This is a genomic window from Klebsiella sp. K47 (assembly GCF_051858335.1).
Lineage (GTDB): Bacteria > Pseudomonadota > Gammaproteobacteria > Enterobacterales > Enterobacteriaceae > Klebsiella > Klebsiella pneumoniae.
The window spans coordinates 46855-70144 of record NZ_JBPYUI010000025.1; the positions used below are offsets into that span (position 1 = coordinate 46855).

Consider the following 23290-nt stretch of genomic DNA (forward strand, 5'->3'; position numbering starts at 1 on the left):
TGATGCAGTTCTCTAAAATGCATGGCCTTGGCAACGATTTTATGGTCGTTGACGCGGTAACGCAGAATGTTTTTTTCTCGCCGGAGCTGATTCGCCGCCTGGCGGATCGCCACCTTGGCGTCGGGTTCGATCAGCTATTGGTCGTCGAACCGCCCTACGATCCGGATCTGGATTTCCACTACCGGATCTTTAACGCCGACGGCAGCGAAGTGTCGCAGTGCGGCAACGGCGCGCGCTGTTTTGCCCGCTTCGTCCGGCTGAAAGGCCTGACCAATAAACGTGATATCCGCGTGAGTACGGCCAACGGGCGTATGGTATTAAGCGTAACGGAAGACGATCTGGTGCGGGTGAACATGGGCGAGCCCAACTTCGAGCCGTCCCAGGTGCCGTTCCGCGCCAACAAAGCGGAAAAGACCTATATCATGCGTGCCGCCGAGCAGACAGTATTGTGCGGCGTGGTGTCCATGGGAAATCCGCACTGCGTCATCCAGGTTGATGATGTGGATACGGCAGCGGTGGAAACTCTCGGCCCGGTGATGGAAAGCCATGAGCGTTTTCCGGAGCGCGCCAATATCGGCTTTATGCAGGTGGTCGGTCGGTCTCATATCCGTCTGCGCGTCTACGAACGCGGCGCGGGGGAAACCCAGGCCTGCGGCAGCGGCGCCTGCGCCGCGGTGGCGGTGGGGATCCAGCAGGGGCTGCTGGCGGAAACGGTACGCGTGGAATTACCCGGCGGTCGTCTTGATATCGCCTGGAAAGGCCCGGGCCAGCCGCTGTTTATGACCGGCCCGGCGGCCCATGTCTATGATGGATTTATTCATTTATGAAACCAATCGGGGAAGAACAGCAGGAGGTTGCCAGCGCGTTGAACGATCGCGCAGTGGTGGACTATCTGTTGCAACATCCTGAATTTTTTATTCGTAATGCCGCCCAGGTCGAACATCTCCGCGTCCCGCATCCGGTACGCGGTACGATTTCGCTGGTGGAGTGGCACATGATGCGGGCGCGTAACCATATTCATGTGCTGGAAGAAAATATGTCGCTGCTGATGGAGCAGGCGGTCGCTAATGAAAGCCTGTTCCAGCGCCTGCTGCAGCTGCAAACGCGGCTGGCGGCGGCGGAGAGCCTTGACGATATGCTCAACCGCCTTCACCGCTGGGCACGCGAGCTGGGGCTGGCGGGCGCCACGGTGCGCCTGTTTCCTGACTGCTGGCGCCTCGGCGCGCCCTCGAAGTTTACCCATCTGGCATTAAACCGGCAGGCGTTTGAGCCGATCCGTATTCAACGTCTGGGCCAGGCGCGCCACTATCTTGGACCGCTGAACGGCCCGGAGCTGCTGGTGGTGCTGCCGGAGGCGAAGGCCATTGGGTCTGTGGCGATATCGCTGCTGGGGGGCGATAATGCCCCGGGCGTGATGCTCTTCAGCAGCCGCGATGCGCAGCATTATCAGCCAGGGCAGGGGACGCAGCTGTTGCAGGAGATTGCCCAGATGCTGCCCGGCCTGCTGGAGCGCTGGATTGAACGCGCATGACCGATTCTCCTCTCTTCTCCGCCGTCGCCCGCTTTCTTCGCCATCTTGGCGTTGAACGCCAGCTCAGCCCGATCACGTTACTGAATTACCAGCGACAGCTGGACGCGCTGATCGCCCTGGCGGATGAGGCGGGCCTGAAAAGCTGGTCGCAGTGCGATGCCGCTCAGGTGCGAAGCTTTGCGGTGCGTAGTCGCCGCGCGGGGTTAGGCCCGGCAAGCCTGGCGCTTCGCCTGTCGGCGCTGCGCAGTTTCTTCGACTGGCTGGTCGGTCAGGGCGAGCTCAGCGCCAATCCGGCGAAGGGGATTGCCGCGCCGAAAATTCCCCGCCACCTGCCAAAAAATATTGACGTCGATGACGTCAATCGACTGCTGGATATCGATCTCAACGATCCGCTGGCGGTGCGCGATCGGGCGATGCTGGAGGTGATGTACGGCGCGGGATTGCGTTTGTCCGAACTGGTCAACCTGGATATCAAACACCTCGATCTCGAAAGCGGTGAGGTCTGGGTGATGGGCAAAGGCAGCAAGGAGCGTCGTTTGCCGATCGGTCGCAACGCGGTGGCATGGATTGAGCACTGGCTGGATTTGCGCGGCCTGTTCGGTACCGATGACGACGCGCTGTTTTTGTCGAAGCTGGGCAAACGTATTTCGGCGCGCAACGTACAGAAGCGATTCGCCGAGTGGGGCATTAAGCAGGGGCTGAACAGCCATGTGCACCCGCACAAGCTGCGCCACTCCTTTGCCACCCATATGCTGGAGTCGAGCGGCGATCTGCGCGGCGTGCAGGAGCTGCTGGGGCATGCTAACCTCTCCACCACCCAAATCTATACCCATCTTGATTTTCAACACCTTGCCTCGGTGTACGATGCCGCGCATCCGCGCGCTAAACGGGGGAAATAATGCGTTTTTACCGACCTCTGGGCCAGATTTCCGCGCTGACGTTTGACCTGGACGATACCCTTTACGATAACCGCCCGGTGATTGACCGGACGATGCACGAGTCGCTGGCCTTTGTGCGCAGCTACCATCCTTCGCTCAGCCAGTTCGACGCCCATGAGCTTAATCAGCTGCGTCAGACGCTGCTGGCTGCTGAACCTGAGATTTATCATGACGTGACCGTCTGGCGCCACCGTGCGCTGGAGTTAGGTATGCGTAATGCCGGGCTCTCCGCCGAAGCGGCGAAAGCGGGGGCCGATGCGGCGATGGAACACTTCGCTCACTGGCGCAGCCGCGTCGATGTTCCGCAGGAGACCCACGATACGCTGGCGAAGCTGGCGGAGAAGTGGCCGCTGGTGGCCATTACCAATGGCAACGCCCGCCCGGAACTGTTCGGTCTGAGCGACTATTTCCGCTTCGTGCTGCGCGCCGGACCGGATGGCCGCTCCAAGCCGTTTGCCGACATGTACCACCTTGCGGCGGAGCGTCTGAATGTGCCGCTCGGGCAGATTCTGCACGTCGGCGATGATCTGACTACCGACGTGGCCGGCGCTATTCGCTGTGGGATGCAGGCCTGCTGGATCAAACCGCAAGGCGCGGACCTGATGCACACCGCGGACAGCCGCCTGCTGCCGCATATTGAAATTTCACGGTTGGCATCTCTGACCTCGCTGATATAATCACCAGTCACTCTGTATATATTAACAGGGGTTCGTGGAACCCCTTCTCTTCCGGCGGTGCCAATGGACGTTTCTTACCTGCTCGACAGCCTTAATGACAAACAGCGTGAAGCCGTAGCGGCCTCGCGCACCAATATGCTGGTTCTGGCAGGGGCGGGCAGTGGTAAGACGCGCGTTCTGGTGCACCGTATCGCCTGGCTGCTGAGCGTGGAGAACTGTTCCCCGTATTCCATTATGGCGGTGACCTTTACCAACAAAGCGGCGGCGGAGATGCGTCACCGTATCGGCCAGCTGATGGGCACCACCCAGGGCGGCATGTGGGTGGGCACCTTCCACGGCCTGGCGCACCGTTTGCTGCGCGCGCACCATCTGGATGCCAACCTGCCGCAGGACTTTCAAATCCTCGACAGCGAAGACCAGCTGCGTCTGCTGAAGCGTCTGATTAAGGCGATGAACCTCGATGAGAAACAGTGGCCGCCGCGCCAGGCGATGTGGTACATCAACAGCCAGAAAGATGAAGGGCTGCGCCCGCATCATATTCAGAGCTACGGCAATCCGGTCGAGCAGACCTGGCAGAAGGTCTATCAGGCCTATCAGGAAGCCTGCGACCGCGCCGGGCTGGTGGACTTCGCCGAGCTGCTGCTGCGCGCCCACGAGCTGTGGCTGAACAAACCGCATATCCTGCAGCACTACCGCGAGCGCTTCACCAATATCCTCGTCGATGAATTCCAGGATACCAACAACATTCAGTACGCCTGGATCCGCCTGCTGGCGGGCGATACCGGCAAGGTGATGATCGTCGGCGATGACGATCAGTCTATCTATGGCTGGCGCGGCGCGCAGGTCGAGAACATTCAGCGCTTCCTTAACGACTTCCCCGGCGCGGAAACCATCCGCCTGGAGCAGAACTATCGCTCGACCAGCAATATTCTCAGCGCTGCCAACGCCCTGATTGAAAACAACAACGGTCGGCTGGGCAAAAAGCTGTGGACCGACGGCGCCGACGGCGAGCCGATTTCGCTGTACTGCGCCTTCAACGATCTCGACGAAGCGCGCTTTGTGGTGAACCGAATTAAAACCTGGCAGGAGAACGGCGGCGCGCTGGAGCAATGCGCCATTCTCTATCGCAGTAACGCCCAGTCGCGCGTGCTGGAAGAGGCCCTCCTGCAGGCCAGCATGCCGTACCGTATCTACGGCGGCATGCGCTTCTTCGAGCGTCAGGAAATCAAAGACGCGCTCTCTTACCTGCGCCTTATCGCCAACCGCAACGACGACGCGGCCTTTGAGCGCGTAGTCAATACGCCGACCCGCGGCATTGGCGACCGCACGCTGGACGTGGTGCGCCAGACGTCGCGCGATCGCCAGCTGACGCTATGGCAGGCCAGTCGCGAGCTATTGAAAGAAAAAGCGCTGGCCGGTCGCGCCGCCAGCGCCCTGCAGCGCTTTATGGAGCTGATTGACGCGCTGGCGCAGGAGACCACCGATATGCCGCTGCACGTTCAGACCGATCGGGTGATTAAAGACTCCGGCCTGCGCGCGATGTACGAGCAGGAGAAAGGCGAGAAGGGCCAGACCCGTATTGAAAACTTAGAGGAGCTGGTGACGGCGACGCGCCAGTTCAGCTACAACGAAGAAGATGAAGATCTGATGCCGCTGCAGGCGTTCCTCTCCCACGCCGCGCTGGAAGCGGGCGAGGGGCAGGCGGACACCTGGCAGGACGCGGTTCAGCTGATGACCCTGCACTCGGCGAAAGGGCTGGAGTTCCCGCAGGTGTTCATCGTCGGCGTCGAAGAAGGGATGTTCCCGAGCCAGATGGCCCTTGATGAAGGCGGCCGCCTGGAGGAGGAGCGTCGCCTGGCCTACGTCGGCGTAACGCGCGCCATGCAGAAGCTGACGCTGACCTATGCGGAAACCCGCCGTCTGTACGGGAAAGAGGTTTATCACCGCCCGTCGCGCTTTATCGGCGAGCTGCCGCAGGAGTGCGTAGAAGAAGTGCGTCTGCGAGCCACGGTGAGCCGCCCGGTAAACCATCAGCGACTGGGCGCGCCGATTGCCGAGAGCGATACCGGCTACAAGTTAGGCCAGCGCGTACGGCATCCGAAGTTTGGCGAAGGCACTATTGTCAACCTCGAAGGCAGCGGCGAGCACTGCCGACTGCAGGTGGCTTTTCAGGGCCAGGGAATCAAATGGCTGGTGGCGGCTTACGCCCGGCTGGAGGCAGTGTAACTTTAAGAAAAATATCATTATTTTGTAATATTCTGCTACCTTTATACGTTAAGGCGCCTGATTTGCGCTTTCGCGTTCCGTTGCGTGTTGACGCCGATTTTGCGCTGGCGTAACATGCGCGCACGATTACGCTAAGAGGACATTCGCCTTGGACACACCCAGTAGATGCTGGCTCAACTTCCTGTCATTCAGGAACAACTCCTAAGGCTATCCTCTTATGCTGATAGCCTTAGCGGTTGTCAGCGACCTGCCCCATTCCCGTCGCGCTGAGTCAGGCTTAATGGTCTGAAACCCAATTTGTTTCTGTGTGCCCACCGAACTGTCCGATAATTTTTTTGCATTGGGAGTCCCGGTCATGCTGAGCGCATTTCAACTGGAAAACAATCGTTTAACGCGCCTGGAAGCCGATGAGATCAAACACCTCGCCAGCTCGGTGTGGGTCGATCTGGTCGAGCCTGACGACGATGAGCGAAGCCGCGTGCAGACGGAACTGGGTCAAAACCTGGCGACGCGCCCGGAACTGGAAGATATCGAAGCCTCCGCGCGTTTCTTTGAAGATGAAGACGGGTTACACATCCACTCGTTCTTCTTTTTTGAAGATGCCGACGATCACGCCGGCAACTCTACCGTGGCGTTTACCATCCGCGAAGGCCGCCTGTTCACACTGCGCGAGCGCGAACTACCCGCTTTCCGCCTCTACCGTATGCGCGTGCGTAACCAGACGCTGGTCGACGGCAACGCCTACGAACTGCTGCTCGACCTGTTCGAGACCAAAATCGAGCAGCTGGCGGATGAAATTGAAAACATCTACAGCGACCTGGAAAAGCTGAGCCGTGTCATTATGGAAGGCCATCAGGGCGACGAGTACGATGAAGCGCTGTCGACGCTGGCGGAACTGGAAGATATCGGCTGGAAGGTGCGACTCTGTCTGATGGATACCCAGCGCGCGCTGAACTTCCTCGTGCGCAAGGCGCGCCTGCCGGCGGGCCAGCTGGAGCAGGCGCGGGAGATCCTGCGCGATATCGAATCTCTGCTGCCGCACAACGAATCGCTGTTCCAGAAGGTGAACTTCCTGATGCAGGCGGCGATGGGTTTTATCAATATCGAGCAGAACCGCATCATCAAGATCTTCTCGGTGGTCTCGGTGGTATTCCTGCCGCCAACTCTGGTGGCCTCCAGTTACGGGATGAACTTTGAATTTATGCCGGAACTACACTGGAGCTTTGGTTATCCGGGAGCCATCGTGTTTATGATGCTGGCCGGCCTGGCGCCATATCTCTACTTCAAGCGTAAAAACTGGCTGTAAAAAAAGGGAGCGTCGGCTCCCTTCTTTACTGGCTGATGCAGGCTTAGCCTCTGCGCAACCGGCGCTGGGTATACAGCGCATCGACGATAAACACCGCCAGCGCGACCCAGATAAAGCCAAAGGTCACCATTTTATCCTTGCCCGGCACTTCGCCGTAGAACGTCACCGCCAGCAGGAACATCAGCGTTGGGCCGATGTACTGGAAAAAGCCCAGCGTGGAGAGCCGCAGACGCGTTGCCGCCCCGGTAAAGCACAGCAAAGGGATGGTGGTCACCACGCCCGCGGCCATCAGCAGCAGATTGAGCGACCAGGGGTTCTCGCCCATATGGCTGGTCGGGCTGTCGGTGATGCCGAACAACCAGATTGCCGCCACCGGCAGCAGCCACAGCGTTTCCACCAGCATGCCGGTTTGCGCATCGACAGCAATTTTCTTTCGCACCAGGCCGTAAAAGGCAAAACTGAAAGCCAGCCCAAGACCGATTATCGGCAGCGAACCAAAGGTCCACAGCTGGACCAGCACGCCGCAAAAGGCGAGGAGCACCGCCAGCCACTGCAGACGACGGAAGCGTTCGCCGAGGAAAATCATCCCCAACAAAATATTCACCAGCGGGTTGATAAAGTAGCCGAGGCTGGCTTCCAGCATATGGTGGTTATTCACCGCCCAGATGAACAACAGCCAGTTACCGCCGACCAGCACTGCCGAGAGCGCCAGCAGGAAGATCTTGCGCGGCGTTTTCAGCAGCTTTTTCACCTGTGGCCACTGGCGGCTGACGCTGATGAGCGCCACCATGAAGAAGAAAGACCAGATCACGCGATGGGTCAAAATTTCATCGGCGGGAACATAGTAGATAAGTTTGAAGTACGCTGGCGCGATACCCCAGATAAAGTAGGCGGCGAGGGCCAGAATGATCCCCAACCGCGTCTGTTTCGCATCCATCGGTAAAATCCATTGCCAAAGAGAGTGATGTTACTCGATTTTGGCCAATCAACCCACCATATAGGTGGCCGTTGCGCTGGCAATATAGACCTGAGCTTCGTTATGCAGTTCCACGCGGGCAACCGCCACTTTATTGCCGGCGCGCAGCAGGGTGCTGGTGGCGGTAAAACGTTCGCCGCGGCCCGGACGCAGGTAGTCCACGCGCAGGTCGATGGTTCCCATACGGGAAAGCCGTTGGCGCAACTCTTCTTCGTTGATGGTGTCATGGCGGGTAAGGGTACTGCCGACGCAGACCAGGCCAGCGGCAACGTCCAGCGCGGAGGCGATCACCCCGCCATGCAGAATGCTTTGCGCCCAGTTGCCGACCATCATCGGCTGATTATTAAAGCTAAGCTGGGCAAACGCTTTTTCGTAGCGTTCCAGTTCGAGACCGAGGGCGCGGTTAAACGGCATGTGATAGACGAAAATCTCCCCTACCAGTTTCAGGGCTGCTTCGGCAGTAAGTTCAGACATAACACCGGTTCCATTCGTTAATAAAATGTTGATTTTATGCTTCTAAAATATTGATTTCCACTTTCGGAGCGGATTAGGGGGCAGGTGATTAATAAACAGGTAGAATGGCTTCAGGTTAAACAAAAATAAAAACTATTTTTCAGGAGACCAGCATGCGTATCTCTTTGGCCTGCCTGGTGGCGCTGTGCGCGCTACCGGCCGGTGTTATGGCGCAGGACGCGTCGGTACACGACAAACCGGCAGTGCGCGGCAGCATTATCGCCAACCTGCTCCAGGACCATGATAATCCTTTCCTGCTCTACCCTTATGAGAGCAACTATCTGCTCTATACGTGGACCAGCGACCTCAATAAAGAGGCGATCCGCAGCTATGACTGGGCCGAAAATGCCCGTAAAGATGAAGTGAAGTTTCAGCTAAGCCTGGCGTTCCCGCTGTGGCGCGGTATCCTGGGCGATAATTCGCTGCTGGGCGCGTCCTATACCCAGAAATCCTGGTGGCAGCTCTCTAACAGCAAAGAGTCGGCGCCGTTTCGCGAAACCAATTATGAACCCCAGCTGTTTTTGGGCTTTGCGACCGACTACCAGTTTGCCGGCTGGACGCTGCGCGATATCGAGATGGGGTATAACCACGACTCGAATGGGCGTTCCGACCCCACCTCGCGCAGCTGGAATCGGCTTTATGCCCGCCTGATGGCGCAAAACGGTAACTGGCTGGTGGAAGTGAAGCCCTGGTATGTGGTGGGCAACACCGATGATAACCCGGATATCACCAAATATATGGGCTATTACCGGCTGAAGGTGGGCTACCAGCTGGGAGAGGCGATCCTCAGCGCGCAGGGGCAATACAACTGGAACACCGGCTACGGCGGGGCGGAACTTGGCGTGAGCTATCCCATTACCAAACATGTTCGCGCCTATACGCAGATCTACAGCGGCTATGGCGAGTCGCTTATCGACTATAACTTTAACCAAACGCGCGTCGGCGTCGGGCTAATGCTCAACGATCTGTTTTAATCGTTGCACTCTGGCTCGCAGGCGCTGAAAATAGCGCCTGTTTTCTTTTCAGGCAAATGGGGTCAACGTGGCACAGGCGGAAGTATTAAATCAGGAATCGCTGGCTAAGCAGGTTTTACAAGAGACCTTCGGCTACCAGCAGTTCCGTCCTGGCCAGGAAACGATTATCGAGACGGCGCTCGAAGGCCGGGACTGCCTGGTGGTCATGCCGACCGGTGGCGGCAAGTCGCTGTGCTATCAGGTGCCGGCGCTGGTCATGGGCGGTCTGACGGTCGTGGTCTCACCGCTGATCTCGCTGATGAAGGACCAGGTCGATCAGCTGCTGGCCAACGGCGTGGCGGCGGCTTGTCTGAACTCGACGCAAAGCCGTGAGCAGCAGCAGGAGGTGATGGCCGGCTGCCGCAGCGGGCAGGTTCGTCTGCTGTATATCGCGCCGGAACGGCTGATGCTGGATAACTTTCTTGAGCATCTGGCGAACTGGAACCTGGCGATGCTGGCGGTAGACGAGGCGCACTGTATCTCGCAGTGGGGCCATGACTTCCGTCCGGAATATGCCGCGCTGGGCCAGCTGCGTCAGCGGATGCCGCAGATCCCGTTTATGGCGTTGACCGCCACCGCCGATGATACCACCCGCCGCGATATCGTCCGCCTGCTGGGGCTTAACGATCCGCTGATTCAGGTCAGCAGCTTCGACCGGCCAAACATCCGCTATATGCTGATGGAGAAATTCAAGCCGCTCGATCAGCTGATGCGCTACGTTCAGGATCAGCGCGGCAAATCGGGCATTATCTACTGCAACAGCCGTTCGAAAGTGGAAGACACCGCCGCCAGGCTGCAAAGCCGCGGTATTAGCGCGGCGGCTTACCATGCCGGTCTGGAAAACGACGTGCGCGCCGAGGTGCAGGAGAAATTCCAGCGCGACGATCTGCAGATCGTGGTGGCGACGGTGGCCTTCGGGATGGGCATTAACAAGCCGAACGTCCGCTTTGTGGTGCATTTTGATATTCCGCGCAATATTGAATCCTACTATCAGGAGACCGGCCGCGCCGGGCGTGATGGCCTGCCGGCGGAAGCGATGCTGTTTTACGATCCGGCGGATATGGCGTGGCTGCGCCGCTGTCTGGAAGAAAAACCCGCCGGGCCGCTACAGGATATCGAACGGCATAAGCTGAATGCGATGGGGGCGTTTGCCGAAGCGCAGACCTGTCGCCGTCTGGTGCTGCTGAACTATTTTGGCGAAGGGCGTCAGGAGCCGTGCGGCAACTGCGATATCTGTCTTGACCCGCCAAAGCAGTACGATGGCTTAATGGACGCCCGCAAGGCGCTTTCAACGATTTACCGGGTCAATCAACGCTTCGGAATGGGTTACGTGGTGGAGGTCCTGCGCGGGGCCAACAACCAGCGCATCCGAGAGATGGGCCATGATAAGCTGCCGGTTTACGGTATCGGCCGGGAGCAAAGTCACGAGCACTGGGTGAGCGTGATCCGCCAGCTGATCCACCTTGGGCTGGTGACGCAGAATATCGCCCAGCACTCCGCGCTGCAGCTGACCGAAGCCGCGCGACCGGTGCTGCGTGGCGAAGTGCCGCTGCAGCTCGCCGTGCCGCGTATCGTGGCGCTGAAGCCAAAGGCGATGCAGAAATCCTTTGGCGGCAATTACGACCGTAAACTGTTCGCCAAGCTGCGCAAATTACGTAAAGCGATCGCCGACGAAGAGAACATCCCGCCATATGTGGTCTTCAACGACGCGACGCTTATCGAGATGGCCGAACAATCGCCGCTGACCGCCGGCGAAATGCTCAGCGTCAACGGCGTGGGGACACGCAAGCTCGAGCGTTTCGGGAAGCCGTTTATGGCGCTGATTCGGGCGCATGTTGATGGCGACGATGAGTAGTCAGCTGGCTGAAAAAGTGCCAGAATAGTTTCTCTCTTCATTATTTTCCTGCGAGTTAACTATGCTGATGCTTTTCCTCACCGTGGCGCTGGTGCATATCATTGCGCTGATGAGCCCGGGGCCGGACTTTTTCTTTGTCTCACAAACGGCCATCAGCCGCTCGCGCAGAGAGGCGATGATGGGTGTGCTGGGGATCACCTGCGGCGTCATGGTCTGGGCGGGAGTGGCGCTGCTCGGCCTGAACCTGATCCTCGCCCGGATGGCGTGGCTGCATAACATTATAATGGTCGGCGGGGGCCTGTATCTATGCTGGATGGGCTACCAGATGCTGCGTGGCGCGCTGAAAAAAGAGAAGGTGGCCTCGGCGGAGCCGCAGGTGGAGCTGGCCCGCAGCGGACGCAGCTTCGTGAAGGGATTGCTGACCAATCTGGCGAATCCGAAAGCGATTATCTACTTCGGCTCGGTGTTTTCGCTGTTCGTGGGTGACAGCGTCGGCGCCGGCGCGCGCTGGGGCATTTTCCTGCTGATTATCGTTGAGACGCTGGCCTGGTTTATGGTGGTTGCCAGCCTGTTCGCCCTGCCGGGGATGCGCCGCGGCTATCAGCGGATGGCGAAGTGGATCGACGGTATCGCCGGTACGCTGTTTGCGGGCTTCGGCATCCACCTGATTATCTCGCGTTAACCGGCATGCTGTTTCCCACCCGGTTGTTTCCGGGTGGGAAAGTATCAGTGGCGAAGCCGCTGCAGCTCGTCTTCAGACAGACCGGTCATTTCCATAATCGCCTGGTCATCAATACCGCGATTGCGCATCGCTTCGGCAACCTGCACCAGAGCCTGGTGTTTCCCTTCTTTTATGCCTTGCTGTACGCCTTCCCTGATGCCTTTCTCCATACCTTCTGCAAGCCATGTTTCCGCCAGCGTCATCAGTAATCCTCCATGCTGCGGCACGCGCTGTGCCAGCCCGTACAAGAGTGTCCGAGTATCTTCGGCATCCCCTGCCTGAGCCATATAGTTTACCAATACGGTGATTTGTTGTCCGCTCATCTGCTCCAGCATTAAGAGGTGGGTCAACTTATCCAGCAATTGCGCCATATCGCGCTGGCGGATGTGCTTTTGCACCAGCGTCAGGGCTGCCATGCTGCGGTGCTGCATGATGTCGTCGTCGGGGATCACCGTGATATCGACCAGCGGAAACGCCCCGCTATAGAGCTGGCTGGCGGTCTCAGGATCGGCAAAATTATCCAGCCAGCGCATCGACCAGGGATAGGGGCTGCGTCGTCCCTGATAGAAGAGAATAGGGATAACCAGAGGCAGCGTTTTATGGCCGCTCTCCAGGTGCCGCTGCATGGCGGCGATGGCATAGCGCATTAAGCGAAAGGCCATCAGCTTATCGGGTGCGCTCTGGTGCTCGATCAGAACATGGACATAGCCCGCACCGCGGGTGGTTTCCAGCGAATAAAGGATATCGCTGTAGTAAGGCCTGAGATCGTCTTCGAGAAAGCTGCCGGATTCCAGACGCAGGGTGTCCAGTTTGCAGATCTGTGTTAACGACGGAGGCAGGTGGAGCTCGATAAAATCGCGCGCCGTCTCTACCCGTGAGAGAAAAGTTTTAAATACCGCATCATGAGGGGTCGCCGTTTCCGCCATTGCCGTTCATCCGTGAATCACGTATCTGGCGGCATCCTGGCACGGCGGGTTCAGCGCCGACAGCGGGCAAAAAAATTAATTACCCACTTTGCGCGCCGGCTCGCGCAGAGAGAAAGCGTTGTTCACCTGGCGAGCCTCTCTTTGCGAGCGAGATTCCATGATTCAGGCATGGCGGGCGGAGGCGAGCAGCGCCCCGACCAGCATAAACAGTGAACCAAAGACTTTGTTCAACGCCTTCATCTGCTTTGGCCCTTTGATCCATGCGGAAATGCGCTGCGCCAGGGTCGCATAGCCAATCATCACAATGATATCGACGACGATGGTGGTGACGCCCAGAACGATATATTGCATCACCTGCGGCTGGTGCGGCAGGATAAACTGCGGAAACAGGGCGGCCAGAAAAACAATGCTTTTGGGATTGGTGAGATTTACGAACACCGCGCGCTGAAACAGTTTGCCGCGCGTCTGCGCCTTCGCCAGCGTATTCAGGTCGATCGCCCCTGCCGCCCGCCATTGCTGGATACCCAGCCAGATCAGGTAGGCGGCGCCGGCCCATTTCAGCACCTCAAAGGCCAGCACTGAGCGGGAGAAGAGAGTGCCGAGACCAACGCCAACCAGCACGATATGAATGGCCAGCCCAGTCTGCAAACCGGCAATCGACGCCGCCGCGCCGCGGTATCCGTGGTTAATGGAAGTGGTCATGGTATTAATCGCTCCGGAACCCGGCGACAGGCTGAGAATAATTGATGTCAGCAGGTAGGCGAACCACCACTCAATGGTCATGAGAAACTCCCTGATTGTCTGTTTTTATGCCACAATACGCTATTGTGTCAGTATTGTGTGATACACGGTAAAAAAACGATTTTCAGCGGTTAACAGGGGTGTAAACCCGATGTTTGGGCAGAAAAAGGACTGGGAAACACGAGAAAACGCGTTTGCGGCCTTTAGCATGGGGCCGCTGACGGATTTCTGGCGACAGCGCGAAGAAGCTGAATTTAAAGGCGTCGACGATGTACCGGTACGCTTTGTCCGCTTTTGCGCGCAACATAACGATCGTCTGGTGTTGATTTGCCCCGGGCGCATTGAAAGCTACGTGAAGTATGCTGAAGTGGCCTACGATCTCTTTCACTGCGGCTTTGACGTGATGATCATTGACCATCGCGGGCAGGGACGCTCGGGCCGCCTGCTCTCAGATACCCACCGCGGACACGTGGTTAACTTCAGCGACTATGTTGATGACCTGGCCGCGCTCTGGCAGCAGCAGGTGGTTCCTGGACACTGGCGAAAACGGTTTATTCTTGCCCATTCTATGGGCGGAGCGATTGCCACGCTTTTTCTGCAACGTTACCGGGCGCATTGCGATGCAATAGCGCTCTGCGCGCCGATGTTCGGGATTATCATTCGGCTGCCGGACTGGATGGTGCGCCATATTCTCGACTGGGCTGAGGGCCATCAGCGCATTCGCGAAGAGTATGCCATCGGCACCGGGCGCTGGCGGGCGCTGCCTTTTGCCGTTAACGTGCTGACGCACAGTCGGCAACGCTATCGTCGCAACCTGCGCTTCTATGCCGATGAGCCGCGGCTGCAGGTCGGCGGTCCGACCTGGCACTGGGTGCGTGAGGGCATGCTGGCCGGCGACGAAGTGCTGGCGAATGTGGAAAAAGATACCGCCCCGACGCTGCTTTTACAGGCGGAGGAGGAGCGGGTGGTCGATAATCTGATGCACGACCGCTATTGCGAATTACGGGCCGCTGCCGGCCATCCTTGTGAGGGCGGTAAACTGCTCGTCATTGAAGGGGCATATCATGAGATCCTTTTTGAAAAGGACGCTATGCGCTCAGTCGCGCTCAATGCCATCGTCGAGTTTTTCAATCGACATACTTAATCCGACGATAACGCTCGTCGCCCTGCTTAGAGGTTAACTTTTTTATGTACCAGGTTGTTGCGTCTGATTTAGACGGCACGCTGCTTTCCCCCGATCATTTCCTGACCCCGTATGCCAAAGAGACGCTGAAGCTGCTTACCGCCCGTGGGATCAATTTCGTCTTCGCCACCGGCCGTCACTACATCGACGTCGGGCAAATCCGCGATAATCTCGGCATCCGGTCGTACATGATCACCTCTAACGGCGCCCGCGTTCACGATAGCGATGGTCAGCAAATCTTTGCCCATAACCTCGATCGCGATATTGCCGCCGACCTGTTTGAGATCGTGCGTAACGACCCGAAAATCGTCACTAACGTTTATCGGGAAGACGAGTGGTATATGAACCGCCATCGTCCGGAAGAGATGCGCTTCTTCAAGGAGGCGGTGTTTAACTACAAGCTGTATGAGCCGGGCGAACTGGATCCGCAGGGGATCAGCAAAGTATTCTTTACCTGCGAGGATCATGAGCATCTGCTGCCGCTGGAGCAGGCGATGAACGCCCGCTGGGGCGATCGGGTGAACGTCAGCTTCTCCACCTTAACCTGCCTGGAAGTTATGGCGGGTGGGGTATCGAAGGGGCATGCGCTGGAGGCGGTGGCGAAGATGCTCGGCTACACTCTTTCCGATTGCATCGCCTTCGGCGACGGTATGAACGACGCTGAGATGCTGTCGATGGCTGGCAAAGGCTGCATCATGGCCAACGCCCACCAGCGGCTGAAGGATCTGCATCCGGAACTGGAAGTGATCGGCAGTAACGCCGATGATGCTGTCCCGCACTACCTGCGTAAGCTATACCTCGACTGAAAAAGATTGACGACTGGCGAATAAGTGTCCAGTCGTCAACCTGACTCTTCGCTACAATGCCTGTTCTTTATCCAACGAGACGACCATTGTGGCGCTGTTAATTATCACCACTATCCTGTGGGCCTTTTCTTTTAGCCTGATTGGCGAATACCTGGCCGGTAGCGTCGACAGCTATTTTTCGGTGCTGATGCGCGTGGGCCTGGCGGCGCTGGTGTTCCTGCCTTTCCTGCGCACGCGCGGCCAGTCTCCGCGCACGATCGTGCTCTATATGCTGGTGGGCGCGATGCAGCTAGGCATCATGTACCTGCTGGCTTTCCGCGCCTATCTCTATCTGACGGTCTCGGAATTTCTGCTGTTTACCGTGTTTACTCCCCTGTATATCACACTGATCTACGACCTGCTCAGCGGACGTAAGCTGCGCTGGGGCTATCTGCTGAGTGCCGCGCTGGCGGTGCTGGGGGCGGCGATTATCCGCTATGACAAAGTCAGCGATCATTTCTGGACCGGGCTGTTACTGGTACAGCTGTCAAACCTCTGCTTCGCCATCGGTATGGTGGGGTATAAGCGTCTGATGGAGGTGCGTCCGATGCCGCAGCACAATGCCTTTGCCTGGTTCTATGTCGGGGCCTTTATCGTGGCGGTGGCGGCGTGGTTTATGCTCGGCAACGCCCAGAAGCTGCCGACCACCACGCTGCAGTGGAGCGTGCTGGTGTGGCTCGGCGTGGTGGCTTCCGGGCTGGGTTACTTTATGTGGAACTATGGCGCCACCCAGGTGGATGCCGGCACGCTGGGGATCATGAATAACGTCCATGTCCCCGCCGGGCTGCTGGTTAACCTTGCCATCTGGCAGGAGCAGCCGCACTGGCCGAGCTTTATTAGCGGAGCGTTGGTGATCCTGGCCTCGCTGTGGGTCCATCGCCGCTGGGTCGCTCCGCACTCCGGACAAACGGCAGATGATCGCAGGCGTGGTTCCGCGCAGAGCGAATAAACGCTTCGGTGACCGGTTGACGCTGTTCGCCATCGCGAACGGCCGCGTACAACCGGCTCCATAATCCCTCACCCAGGGTTTTGGTGACCACCAGGCCCTGGCGTTCAAAACTTTCCACCACCCAGTGCGGCAGCGCGGCGATGCCCATCCGGGCAGCCACCATCTGGATCAACAACAGCGTGTTATCGACGCTTTTCAGCTGCGGGCTGATGCCGGCCGGCTGCAGGAAGTGGCGCCAGATATCGAGGCGCCCGCGCTGCACGGGATAAATCAACAGCGTTTCCGCGGCCAGATCCTCCGGGGTAACCTGCGTCTTCATAGCTAACGGATGCTCGGGCGCCAGCACCAGACGCACCTCAAAATCAAACATCGGCGAGTAGTGCAGGCCGCTGCGCGGCAGAATATCGGAGGTCATCACCAGATCCAGTTCACCCTGCTGCAGCGCAGGCTGTGGGTCGAAGGTGACGCCGGAATGGAAGTCGACCTCCACATGTGGCCAGCGGGCGCGGAAATTCTCCAGCGCCGGCGTCAGCCACTGAATACAGCTGTGACATTCGATAGCCAGCCTCAGCCGGGTCTGCTGTGGTTCGTTACAGTCCTGCAGGGCGCGAGCGATCTGCGGCAGCACCTGGTTGGCCAGCTGTAAGAGGATTTCCCCCTGAGGAGTAAAACGCAGCGGCTGGCTCTTACGCACAAAGAGACGAAAGCCAAGGCGCTGTTCCAGATCGCTGAACTGGTGAGACAAGGCGGACTGGGTCTGGTGCAGGGCCGCTGCCGCACCCGCCAGTGAACCGCTGTTCCGCAACGCTTGCAGCGTTTTCAGATGTTTAATTTCGATCATGAAAGTCCTTCACTTCGCCATGAGCAATTTGCGCTTGAGGAATATACAGTAACTGTCAATTATGGATGTGTAAACATCTGGACGTCTAAAACTCGTCATATTTCGACTTGCAGATGCGTTGGCTGCCTTGCTTACCCCAGTCACTTCCTTCAGTAAGCTCCTGGGGATGCGCATCGTTGCCGCCTTCCTGCAAGCCGAACTATTGAGAGTTTTTCTTCAGATTCAATGAAATAAGAGAGGAACAAAAATGACAATTATTAACCACACCCTCGGTTTTCCTCGCGTTGGCCTGCGCCGCGAGCTGAAAAAAGCGCAAGAGAGCTACTGGGCGGGCAACGCCACTCGCGAGGAACTGCTGGCGGTAGGCCGTGAGCTGCGCGCCCGTCACTGGGAGCAGCAGAAACAGGCGGGCGTTGATCTGCTGCCGGTGGGGGATTTCGCCTGGTACGACCATGTTCTGACTACCAGCCTGCTGCTTGGCAACGTGCCGGCTCGTCATCAGAACAAAGACGGATCCATCGACATCGATACCCTGTTCCGCATTGGCCGCGGCCGCGCGCCGACTGGCGAACCGGCCGCCGCTGCGGAAATGACCAAATGGTTTAACACCAACTATCACTATATGGTGCCGGAGTTCGTGAAGGGCCAGCAGTTCAAACTGAGCTGGACCCAACTGCTGGATGAAGTAGACGAAGCGCTGGCGCTGGGCCACAAGATCAAGCCCGTGCTGCTGGGGCCGGTAACCTATCTGTGGCTGGGTAAAGTGAAAGGTGAACCGTTTGACCGCCTGACCCTGCTGAATGCCATCCTGCCGGTTTACCAGCAGGTGCTGGCCGAACTGGCGAAACGCGGCATCGATTGGGTGCAGATTGATGAACCGGCGCTGGTGCTGGAGCTGCCGCCAGCGTGGCTGGAGGCCTTTCAACCGGCTTATGACGCCCTGCAGGGCCAGGTGAAGCTGCTGCTGACTACCTATTTTGAAGGCGTTAGCGACAATCTCGCGACCATTGCTGCGCTACCGGTCCAGGGGCTGCACGTCGATCTGGTGCACGGCAAAGATGATGTTGCCGAACTGCACAACCGCCTGCCGGCCGACTGGCTGCTGTCCGCGGGCTTGATCAATGGGCGTAACGTCTGGCGCGCCGATCTCACCGAAAAGTATGCGCAAATTAAAGACCTCGTCGGTAAGCGCGAGCTATGGGTCGCGTCATCCTGCTCTCTGCTGCATAGCCCGATCGATCTGAGCGTGGAGACGCGCCTTGATGCGGAAGTGAAGAGCTGGTTTGCCTTCGCGCTGCAGAAATGCGGTGAGCTGGCGCTGCTGCGCGATGCGCTGAACAGCGGCGATACGGCGGCGATTACCGAGTGGAGCGCGCCAATCCAGGCCCGTCGCCATTCGACCCGCGTGCACAACGCGGAGGTGGAAAAACGGCTGGCGGCGATCACTGCTCAGGACAGCCAGCGCGCCAGCCCCTATGAGGTTCGCGCGCAGGCACAGCGCCAGCGCTTTAACCTGCCGAAATGGCCGACTACCACCATCGGGTCATTCCCGCAAACGACCGAGATCCGCGGCCTGCGCCTGGACTTCAAAAAGGGTAACCTTGACGCCAGTCATTATCGGACGGGGATTGCGGAACATATTAAGCAGGCGATCGTCGAGCAGGAGCGGTTAGGTTTAGACGTACTGGTGCACGGGGAGGCCGAGCGGAACGACATGGTGGAATACTTCGGCGAACATCTGGACGGTTTTATCTTCACGCAAAACGGCTGGGTGCAGAGCTATGGTTCCCGCTGCGTGAAGCCGCCGGTGGTGATCGGCGACGTCAGCCGTCCGCAGGCGATCACCGTCGACTGGGCGAAGTACGCGCAGTCGCTGACCGACAAGCCGGTGAAAGGGATGCTCACTGGACCGGTGACCATTCTGTGCTGGTCCTTCCCGCGGGAGGATGTCAGCCGTGAAACCATCGCGAAACAGATTGCGCTGGCCCTGCGTGATGAAGTGGCGGATCTGGAGGCGGCGGGGATCGGCATCATCCAGATTGATGAGCCGGCGCTGCGCGAAGGGTTACCGCTGAAGCGCAGCGACTGGGATGCCTATCTGCAGTGGGGTGTGGAAGCCTTCCGCCTTAATGCTGCGGTCGCCAAAGACGACACGCAGATCCATACCCATATGTGCTATTGCGAGTTCAATGACATCATGGACTCCATTGCCGCGCTGGACGCTGACGTGATCACCATTGAAACCTCGCGGTCCGATATGGAGCTGCTGGAGTCGTTCGAAGCGTTCGAGTACCCCAATGAGATCGGGCCGGGAGTATATGATATTCACTCGCCAAACGTGCCGAGCGTGGAGTGGATCGAAGCGCTGCTGAAGAAAGCCGCGCAGCGTATCCCGGTGGAGCGACTGTGGGTTAACCCGGACTGCGGCCTGAAAACTCGCGGCTGGCCGGAAACCCGCGCCGCGCTGGCGAATATGGTGCAAGCGGCGCGAAATCTGCGCCAGTCCGCCTAATCGTTACGCGAAAAATCAAAAAGGAGGCATTTGCCTCCTTTTTTCATGCTTAGGGCGATTACCCTTTTTTACCGCCATACTGAGCAAACCAGGCGAGCATCCGCTGCCAGCCGTCTTTGGCTGACTCTTCATGATAGCTGGCGCGATAGTCGGCGTTAAAGGCATGATCGGCTTCGGGATACACCACGATTTCCGCCGTGGCGTTGGCTGCCCGCAGCGCCTGACGCATAGTCTCGACGGTGTCCTGCGGAATGCTGGCGTCTTTAGCGCCGTACAGACCAAGCACCGGGGCGTTGAGATCGACGGCGATATCTACCGGGTGCTTCGGCGAATTCAGTGATTTTTCTCCCACCAGCTTACCGTACCAGGCCACTGCCGCTTTAAGCTGCGGGTTATGCGCGGCATACAGCCAGGTAATGCGTCCGCCCCAGCAGAAGCCGGTGATCAGCAGACGATGGGCATCGCCACCGTGGCGCGCCGCCCAGCTGGCGACGTGGTCGAGATCCGCCAGCACCTGCGCGTCCGGCACCTTGCTGACCAGCTCTTTGAACAGGGTCGGGATATCGTGGTACTCATTCGGATCGCCCTGACGGAAGTACAATTCAGGCGCGATAGCCAGATAGCCTTCCTGTGCCAGGCGGCGACAAAGATCGCGAATATGTTCATGCACGCCGAAAATTTCCTGTACCACGATAACGATCGGCAGCGGACCGTCGGCATTTTTCGGGCGGGCGTGGTAGGCCGGCATGTTTTCACCCTGAGAGGGAATCGACGTCTCTCCGGCGATAATATGCTCTTCCGGCGTATGAACGGCGGTTGCGGCGTGTGGTGAAGCTGCAGGTGCGAATCCAGGTTGCTTGGTGGTGGTCATGGTATTCTCCGTACCCTTATTTATTAGCGCATCAGTAACTATAGACCCTTTACCTTTAGTTCGGGCGGTAATAAAGCACAGTGCCTGAAAGCGGCTATCTTTTGTTCTGTGATGATGAATATAACTTGTTAATGTGATGTGTATCACTATTTACTGAAAAACAACTGCAATCATTATTGGTCTTGGTGACTATCATCACAAAATGTTGCCAGGGGCTTCTGTACAGTACCGTTTTGCTTCTGCTGATAATTCGACCCACAGAGGAGTTTTTTATGTCCAAGTCTGATGTTTTTCATCTCGGCCTCACCAAGAACGATTTACAAGGGGCTACGCTGGCTATCGTCCCTGGCGATCCGGAGCGTGTGGAAAAGATCGCCGCGCTGATGGATAAGCCGGTTAAACTGGCATCTCACCGCGAATTTACCTCCTGGCGCGCGGAGCTGGACGGCAAACCAGTGATCGTCTGCTCTACCGGCATCGGCGGCCCGTCGACTTCCATCGCCGTGGAAGAGCTGGCGCAGCTGGGGGTGCGTACCTTCCTGCGTATCGGCACCACCGGCGCGATTCAACCGCACATTAACGTTGGCGATGTGCTGGTGACTACCGCCTCCGTTCGTCTGGACGGCGCCAGCCTGCACTTCGCGCCGATGGAGTTCCCGGCCGTCGCAGACTTCGCCTGTACCACCGCGCTGGTGGAAGCGGCGAAATCAATCGGCGCCACCACGCATATCGGCGTGACTGCCTCCTCGGATACCTTCTACCCGGGCCAGGAGCGTTACGACACCTTCTCCGGCCGCGTGGTGAGCCGCTTCAAGGGCTCAATGGAAGAGTGGCAGGCAATGGGCGTGATGAACTATGAAATGGAATCCGCCACGCTGCTGACCATGTGCGCCAGCCAGGGCCTGCGCGCCGGGATGGTGGCTGGGGTTATCGTGAACCGTACCCAGCAAGAGATCCCTAACGCCGAAACCATGAAGCAAACCGAAAGCCACGCGGTGAAAATCGTCGTGGAAGCGGCGCGTCGTCTGCTGTAACTCAACACTTTCCCTGTCAGGCCGGATCCTCCGGCCTTTCTTTTTTGCGTCGCCTCTCGCAGGAAATTCCTTTTAAACTGGACGTTTGTACAGCACAATTCTATTTTGTGTCATCAGGTTATCGCAGGGGGCGTCGTGGATCTCTCCATTATTATCAGCGCGGTTATCGCACTGGCAGCCGGGTTAATGGTCGGCTGGCTGGCGACCAAAGCGCGCGCCGATCAAATTCGGGCCGATCTCATCGAGGAACGGCGAGAGTTGGATATTGAGCTGAGCGCCGCCCGCCAGCAACTGGCGCAGGAGGCCCACTGGCGTGAGGAGTGTGAGCTGCTGAACAACGAGCTGCGCAGCCTACGGGATATCAATACCTCGCTCGAGGCCGATCTCCGTGAGGTCACCACCCGGCTCGAATCCACCCAGCTGCATGCGGAAGATAAGATCCGCCAGATGATGAACAGCGAGCAGCGCCTTAGCGAGCAGTTTGAAAACCTCGCCAACCGTATTTTCGAACACAGCAACCGGCGGGTCGATGAGCAAAACCGCCAGAGCCTGCATGGCCTGCTGACGCCGCTACGCGAACAGCTGGACGGGTTCCGCCGCCAGGTGCAGGAGAGCTTTGGCCAGGAGGCGCGTGAAAGACATACCCTGGCGCATGAGATCCGCAATCTGCAGCAGTTGAACGCGCAGATGGCACAGGAGGCGCTGAACCTGACCAAAGCGCTGAAGGGGGATAACAAAACTCAGGGCAACTGGGGGGAAGTGGTCTTAACCCGCGTGCTGGAGGCCTCCGGCCTGCGCGAAGGCTATGAGTACCAGACTCAGGTCAGTATTGAGACCGACAACCGCTCGCGGATGCAGCCGGACGTTATCGTGCGCCTGCCGCAGGGTAAGGACGTGGTGATCGACGCCAAAATGACCCTGGTCGCCTATGAGCGCTATTTCAACGCCGAAGACGACTACACCCGCGAAGTCGCGCTGCAGGAACACCTTGCCTCGGTGCGTAACCATATTCGCCTGCTGGGACGCAAGGATTATCAACAGCTGCCTGGCCTGCGCTCGCTCGACTATGTGCTGATGTTTATTCCCGTTGAGCCGGCGTTCCTGCTGGCCATCGATCGCCAGCCTGAGCTCATCAGCGAGGCGCTGCAAAATAATATTATGCTGGTTAGCCCGACGACGCTGCTGGTAGCCCTGCGCACTATCGCCAATCTGTGGCGCTATGAGCACCAGAGTCGTAACGCGCAAAAGATTGCCGAGCGGGCGGGGCGCCTTTACGACAAAATGCGCCTGTTTGTGGATGATATGTCCGCCATCGGCCAGAGCCTGGATAAGGCGCAAGAGAGCTATCGCCAGGCGATGAAAAAGCTCGCTTCCGGGCGTGGTAATCTGCTGGCCCAGGCGGAGGCCTTTCGCGGCCTGGGCGTGGAGGTCAAGCGCGGGATTAATCCTGATTTAGTCGAACAAGCTACGGCTCAGGACGAGCAATATCGTCTCGAAGATGAGGATAACCTGCCGGAAAATGACGCATTTTCACCCGACTCTGCCGAGACGGTGCGTAGCCGGGAGGCGGCTCCGCCATGCTGAAACGTATGGGAAATGCGCTGAGTCTGATACACTCAGTGAACATTTTCT

Annotated in this window: 22 protein-coding genes; 16 read left to right on the forward strand and 6 right to left on the reverse strand. The window is 58.2% G+C overall.

From position 1 onward, the window contains the following. Positions 1-2 precede the first annotated feature (2 nt). From dapF to corA, 7 genes are all read left to right on the forward strand, one after another. The gene (dapF, locus tag RRF55_RS21280; RefSeq protein WP_002883394.1) at positions 3-827 is read left to right on the forward strand and encodes a diaminopimelate epimerase; all 825 of its coding nucleotides are present in this window, start codon (positions 3-5) and stop codon (positions 825-827) included. Then, on the forward strand, positions 824-1531 hold the full coding sequence (locus RRF55_RS21285) for a DUF484 domain-containing protein (protein WP_002883395.1): 708 nt from the start codon (positions 824-826) through the stop codon (positions 1529-1531). The genes dapF and RRF55_RS21285 overlap by 4 nt, the downstream gene beginning before the upstream one ends. Beyond that, a complete protein-coding gene (gene xerC, locus RRF55_RS21290; RefSeq protein WP_002883396.1) occupies positions 1528-2430 on the forward strand; it encodes a tyrosine recombinase XerC in 903 nt (300 codons plus the stop codon). Before RRF55_RS21285 ends, xerC begins: the two co-directional genes overlap by 4 nt. Beyond that, complete coding sequence (yigB, locus tag RRF55_RS21295; protein ID WP_004146477.1) at positions 2430-3146, forward strand: 5-amino-6-(5-phospho-D-ribitylamino)uracil phosphatase YigB; 717 nt, start codon at positions 2430-2432, stop codon at positions 3144-3146. Before xerC ends, yigB begins: the two co-directional genes overlap by 1 nt. A 63-nt stretch (positions 3147-3209) precedes the next feature. Then, positions 3210-5372, forward strand: a complete 2163-nt coding sequence (gene uvrD / locus RRF55_RS21300) for a DNA helicase II (RefSeq protein WP_064153661.1) — start codon at positions 3210-3212, stop codon at positions 5370-5372. 148 nt (positions 5373-5520) lie between these two features. Next, positions 5521-5577 (forward strand): YsgD/CorL family protein, encoded by a 57-nt coding sequence (gene ysgD / locus RRF55_RS21305; RefSeq protein ID WP_349815745.1) that lies wholly within the window; start codon positions 5521-5523, stop codon positions 5575-5577. A 150-nt stretch (positions 5578-5727) separates the two neighbouring features. Next, the gene (corA, locus tag RRF55_RS21310) at positions 5728-6678 is read left to right on the forward strand and encodes a magnesium/cobalt transporter CorA (RefSeq protein WP_002883400.1); all 951 of its coding nucleotides are present in this window, start codon (positions 5728-5730) and stop codon (positions 6676-6678) included. A 43-nt stretch (positions 6679-6721) separates the two neighbouring features. Here corA and rarD read toward each other — a convergent pair whose 3' ends face one another. Together rarD and yigI are read right to left on the reverse strand one after the other, a co-directional pair. Further along, complete coding sequence (gene rarD, locus RRF55_RS21315; RefSeq protein WP_004187777.1) at positions 6722-7615, reverse strand: EamA family transporter RarD; 894 nt, start codon at positions 7613-7615, stop codon at positions 6722-6724. A 48-nt stretch (positions 7616-7663) separates the two neighbouring features. Next, positions 7664-8128 carry an acyl-CoA thioesterase YigI gene (gene yigI / locus RRF55_RS21320; protein WP_002883404.1) on the reverse strand — a complete coding sequence of 155 codons (465 nt, stop codon included), beginning with the start codon at positions 8126-8128 and terminating at the stop codon, positions 7664-7666. A gap of 152 nt (positions 8129-8280) precedes the next feature. On the opposite strand from yigI, the gene pldA reads away from it, so the two are divergent. The 3 genes from pldA to rhtC all read left to right on the forward strand — a co-directional run bounded on the left by pldA (position 8281) and on the right by rhtC (position 11717). Next, positions 8281-9141: a phospholipase A gene (gene pldA, locus RRF55_RS21325; protein ID WP_002883408.1), complete on the forward strand. Its 861-nt coding sequence runs from the start codon at positions 8281-8283 to the stop codon at positions 9139-9141. Between the two features lie 67 nt (positions 9142-9208). Further along, a complete protein-coding gene (gene recQ, locus RRF55_RS21330; RefSeq protein ID WP_004152055.1) occupies positions 9209-11035 on the forward strand; it encodes an ATP-dependent DNA helicase RecQ in 1827 nt (608 codons plus the stop codon). A 61-nt stretch (positions 11036-11096) separates the two neighbouring features. After that, positions 11097-11717, forward strand: coding sequence for a threonine export protein RhtC (gene rhtC, locus RRF55_RS21335; protein ID WP_004152056.1), 621 nt, complete (start codon positions 11097-11099; stop codon positions 11715-11717). Between the two features lie 44 nt (positions 11718-11761). Here the strand turns inward: rhtC and RRF55_RS21340 are convergent, their stop codons facing one another. Next, entirely contained in the window at positions 11762-12682 is a 921-nt protein-coding gene (locus tag RRF55_RS21340; protein ID WP_009309750.1) for an Rpn family recombination-promoting nuclease/putative transposase, read from the reverse strand. A 162-nt stretch (positions 12683-12844) separates the two neighbouring features. After that, complete coding sequence (gene rhtB, locus RRF55_RS21345; protein WP_004181651.1) at positions 12845-13465, reverse strand: homoserine/homoserine lactone efflux protein; 621 nt, start codon at positions 13463-13465, stop codon at positions 12845-12847. 109 nt (positions 13466-13574) lie between these two features. Between rhtB and pldB the strand changes: the two genes are divergently transcribed. The 3 genes from pldB to RRF55_RS21360 all read left to right on the forward strand — a co-directional run bounded on the left by pldB (position 13575) and on the right by RRF55_RS21360 (position 16400). Beyond that, a complete protein-coding gene (pldB, locus tag RRF55_RS21350) occupies positions 13575-14567 on the forward strand; it encodes a lysophospholipase L2 (protein WP_130974940.1) in 993 nt (330 codons plus the stop codon). 44 nt (positions 14568-14611) lie between these two features. Next, a complete protein-coding gene (yigL, locus tag RRF55_RS21355) occupies positions 14612-15412 on the forward strand; it encodes a sugar/pyridoxal phosphate phosphatase YigL (RefSeq protein ID WP_004146466.1) in 801 nt (266 codons plus the stop codon). Positions 15413-15500: 88 nt separating this feature from the next. Continuing rightward, the gene (locus tag RRF55_RS21360; RefSeq protein WP_002883414.1) at positions 15501-16400 is read left to right on the forward strand and encodes a carboxylate/amino acid/amine transporter; all 900 of its coding nucleotides are present in this window, start codon (positions 15501-15503) and stop codon (positions 16398-16400) included. Here RRF55_RS21360 and metR read toward each other — a convergent pair. Next, the gene (gene metR, locus RRF55_RS21365; protein WP_004177926.1) at positions 16288-17241 is read right to left on the reverse strand and encodes an HTH-type transcriptional regulator MetR; all 954 of its coding nucleotides are present in this window, start codon (positions 17239-17241) and stop codon (positions 16288-16290) included. The genes RRF55_RS21360 and metR overlap by 113 nt on opposite strands. A 247-nt stretch (positions 17242-17488) precedes the next feature. Here metR and metE point away from each other — a divergent pair, with 247 nt between their 5' ends. Further along, positions 17489-19753 carry a 5-methyltetrahydropteroyltriglutamate--homocysteine S-methyltransferase gene (gene metE / locus RRF55_RS21370; RefSeq protein WP_002883416.1) on the forward strand — a complete coding sequence of 755 codons (2265 nt, stop codon included), beginning with the start codon at positions 17489-17491 and terminating at the stop codon, positions 19751-19753. Positions 19754-19811: 58 nt separating this feature from the next. Here the strand turns inward: metE and RRF55_RS21375 are convergent, their stop codons facing one another. Beyond that, positions 19812-20624, reverse strand: a complete 813-nt coding sequence (locus tag RRF55_RS21375) for a dienelactone hydrolase family protein (protein WP_002883417.1) — start codon at positions 20622-20624, stop codon at positions 19812-19814. 272 nt (positions 20625-20896) lie between these two features. Here RRF55_RS21375 and udp point away from each other — a divergent pair, with 272 nt between their 5' ends. Together udp and rmuC are read left to right on the forward strand one after the other, a co-directional pair. Then, complete coding sequence (gene udp, locus RRF55_RS21380) at positions 20897-21658, forward strand: uridine phosphorylase (RefSeq protein ID WP_002883419.1); 762 nt, start codon at positions 20897-20899, stop codon at positions 21656-21658. Between the two features lie 135 nt (positions 21659-21793). Then, entirely contained in the window at positions 21794-23242 is a 1449-nt protein-coding gene (gene rmuC / locus RRF55_RS21385) for a DNA recombination protein RmuC (RefSeq protein ID WP_004895061.1), read from the forward strand. Positions 23243-23290: the final 48 nt, after the last annotated feature.

What these genes read in the sequence shown, in the direction of transcription:
- xerC (WP_002883396.1), top strand. Translation starts at nt 1,528, where the DNA reads ATGACCGATTCTCCTCTCTTCTCCGCCGTCGCCCGCTTTCTTCGCCAT.
- RRF55_RS21375 (WP_002883417.1), bottom strand. Translation starts at nt 20,624, where the DNA reads ATGACCACCACCAAGCAACCTGGATTCGCACCTGCAGCTTCACCACAC.
- rarD (WP_004187777.1), bottom strand. Translation starts at nt 7,615, where the DNA reads ATGGATGCGAAACAGACGCGGTTGGGGATCATTCTGGCCCTCGCCGCC.
- RRF55_RS21285 (WP_002883395.1), top strand. Translation starts at nt 824, where the DNA reads ATGAAACCAATCGGGGAAGAACAGCAGGAGGTTGCCAGCGCGTTGAAC.
- metR (WP_004177926.1), bottom strand. Translation starts at nt 17,241, where the DNA reads ATGATCGAAATTAAACATCTGAAAACGCTGCAAGCGTTGCGGAACAGC.
- corA (WP_002883400.1), top strand. Translation starts at nt 5,728, where the DNA reads ATGCTGAGCGCATTTCAACTGGAAAACAATCGTTTAACGCGCCTGGAA.
- yigI (WP_002883404.1), bottom strand. Translation starts at nt 8,128, where the DNA reads ATGTCTGAACTTACTGCCGAAGCAGCCCTGAAACTGGTAGGGGAGATT.
- yigB (WP_004146477.1), top strand. Translation starts at nt 2,430, where the DNA reads ATGCGTTTTTACCGACCTCTGGGCCAGATTTCCGCGCTGACGTTTGAC.
- uvrD (WP_064153661.1), top strand. Translation starts at nt 3,210, where the DNA reads ATGGACGTTTCTTACCTGCTCGACAGCCTTAATGACAAACAGCGTGAA.
- rhtB (WP_004181651.1), bottom strand. Translation starts at nt 13,465, where the DNA reads ATGACCATTGAGTGGTGGTTCGCCTACCTGCTGACATCAATTATTCTC.
- udp (WP_002883419.1), top strand. Translation starts at nt 20,897, where the DNA reads ATGTCCAAGTCTGATGTTTTTCATCTCGGCCTCACCAAGAACGATTTA.
- dapF (WP_002883394.1), top strand. Translation starts at nt 3, where the DNA reads ATGCAGTTCTCTAAAATGCATGGCCTTGGCAACGATTTTATGGTCGTT.
- pldB (WP_130974940.1), top strand. Translation starts at nt 13,575, where the DNA reads ATGTTTGGGCAGAAAAAGGACTGGGAAACACGAGAAAACGCGTTTGCG.
- RRF55_RS21340 (WP_009309750.1), bottom strand. Translation starts at nt 12,682, where the DNA reads ATGGCGGAAACGGCGACCCCTCATGATGCGGTATTTAAAACTTTTCTC.
- rhtC (WP_004152056.1), top strand. Translation starts at nt 11,097, where the DNA reads ATGCTGATGCTTTTCCTCACCGTGGCGCTGGTGCATATCATTGCGCTG.
- yigL (WP_004146466.1), top strand. Translation starts at nt 14,612, where the DNA reads ATGTACCAGGTTGTTGCGTCTGATTTAGACGGCACGCTGCTTTCCCCC.
- metE (WP_002883416.1), top strand. Translation starts at nt 17,489, where the DNA reads ATGACAATTATTAACCACACCCTCGGTTTTCCTCGCGTTGGCCTGCGC.
- pldA (WP_002883408.1), top strand. Translation starts at nt 8,281, where the DNA reads ATGCGTATCTCTTTGGCCTGCCTGGTGGCGCTGTGCGCGCTACCGGCC.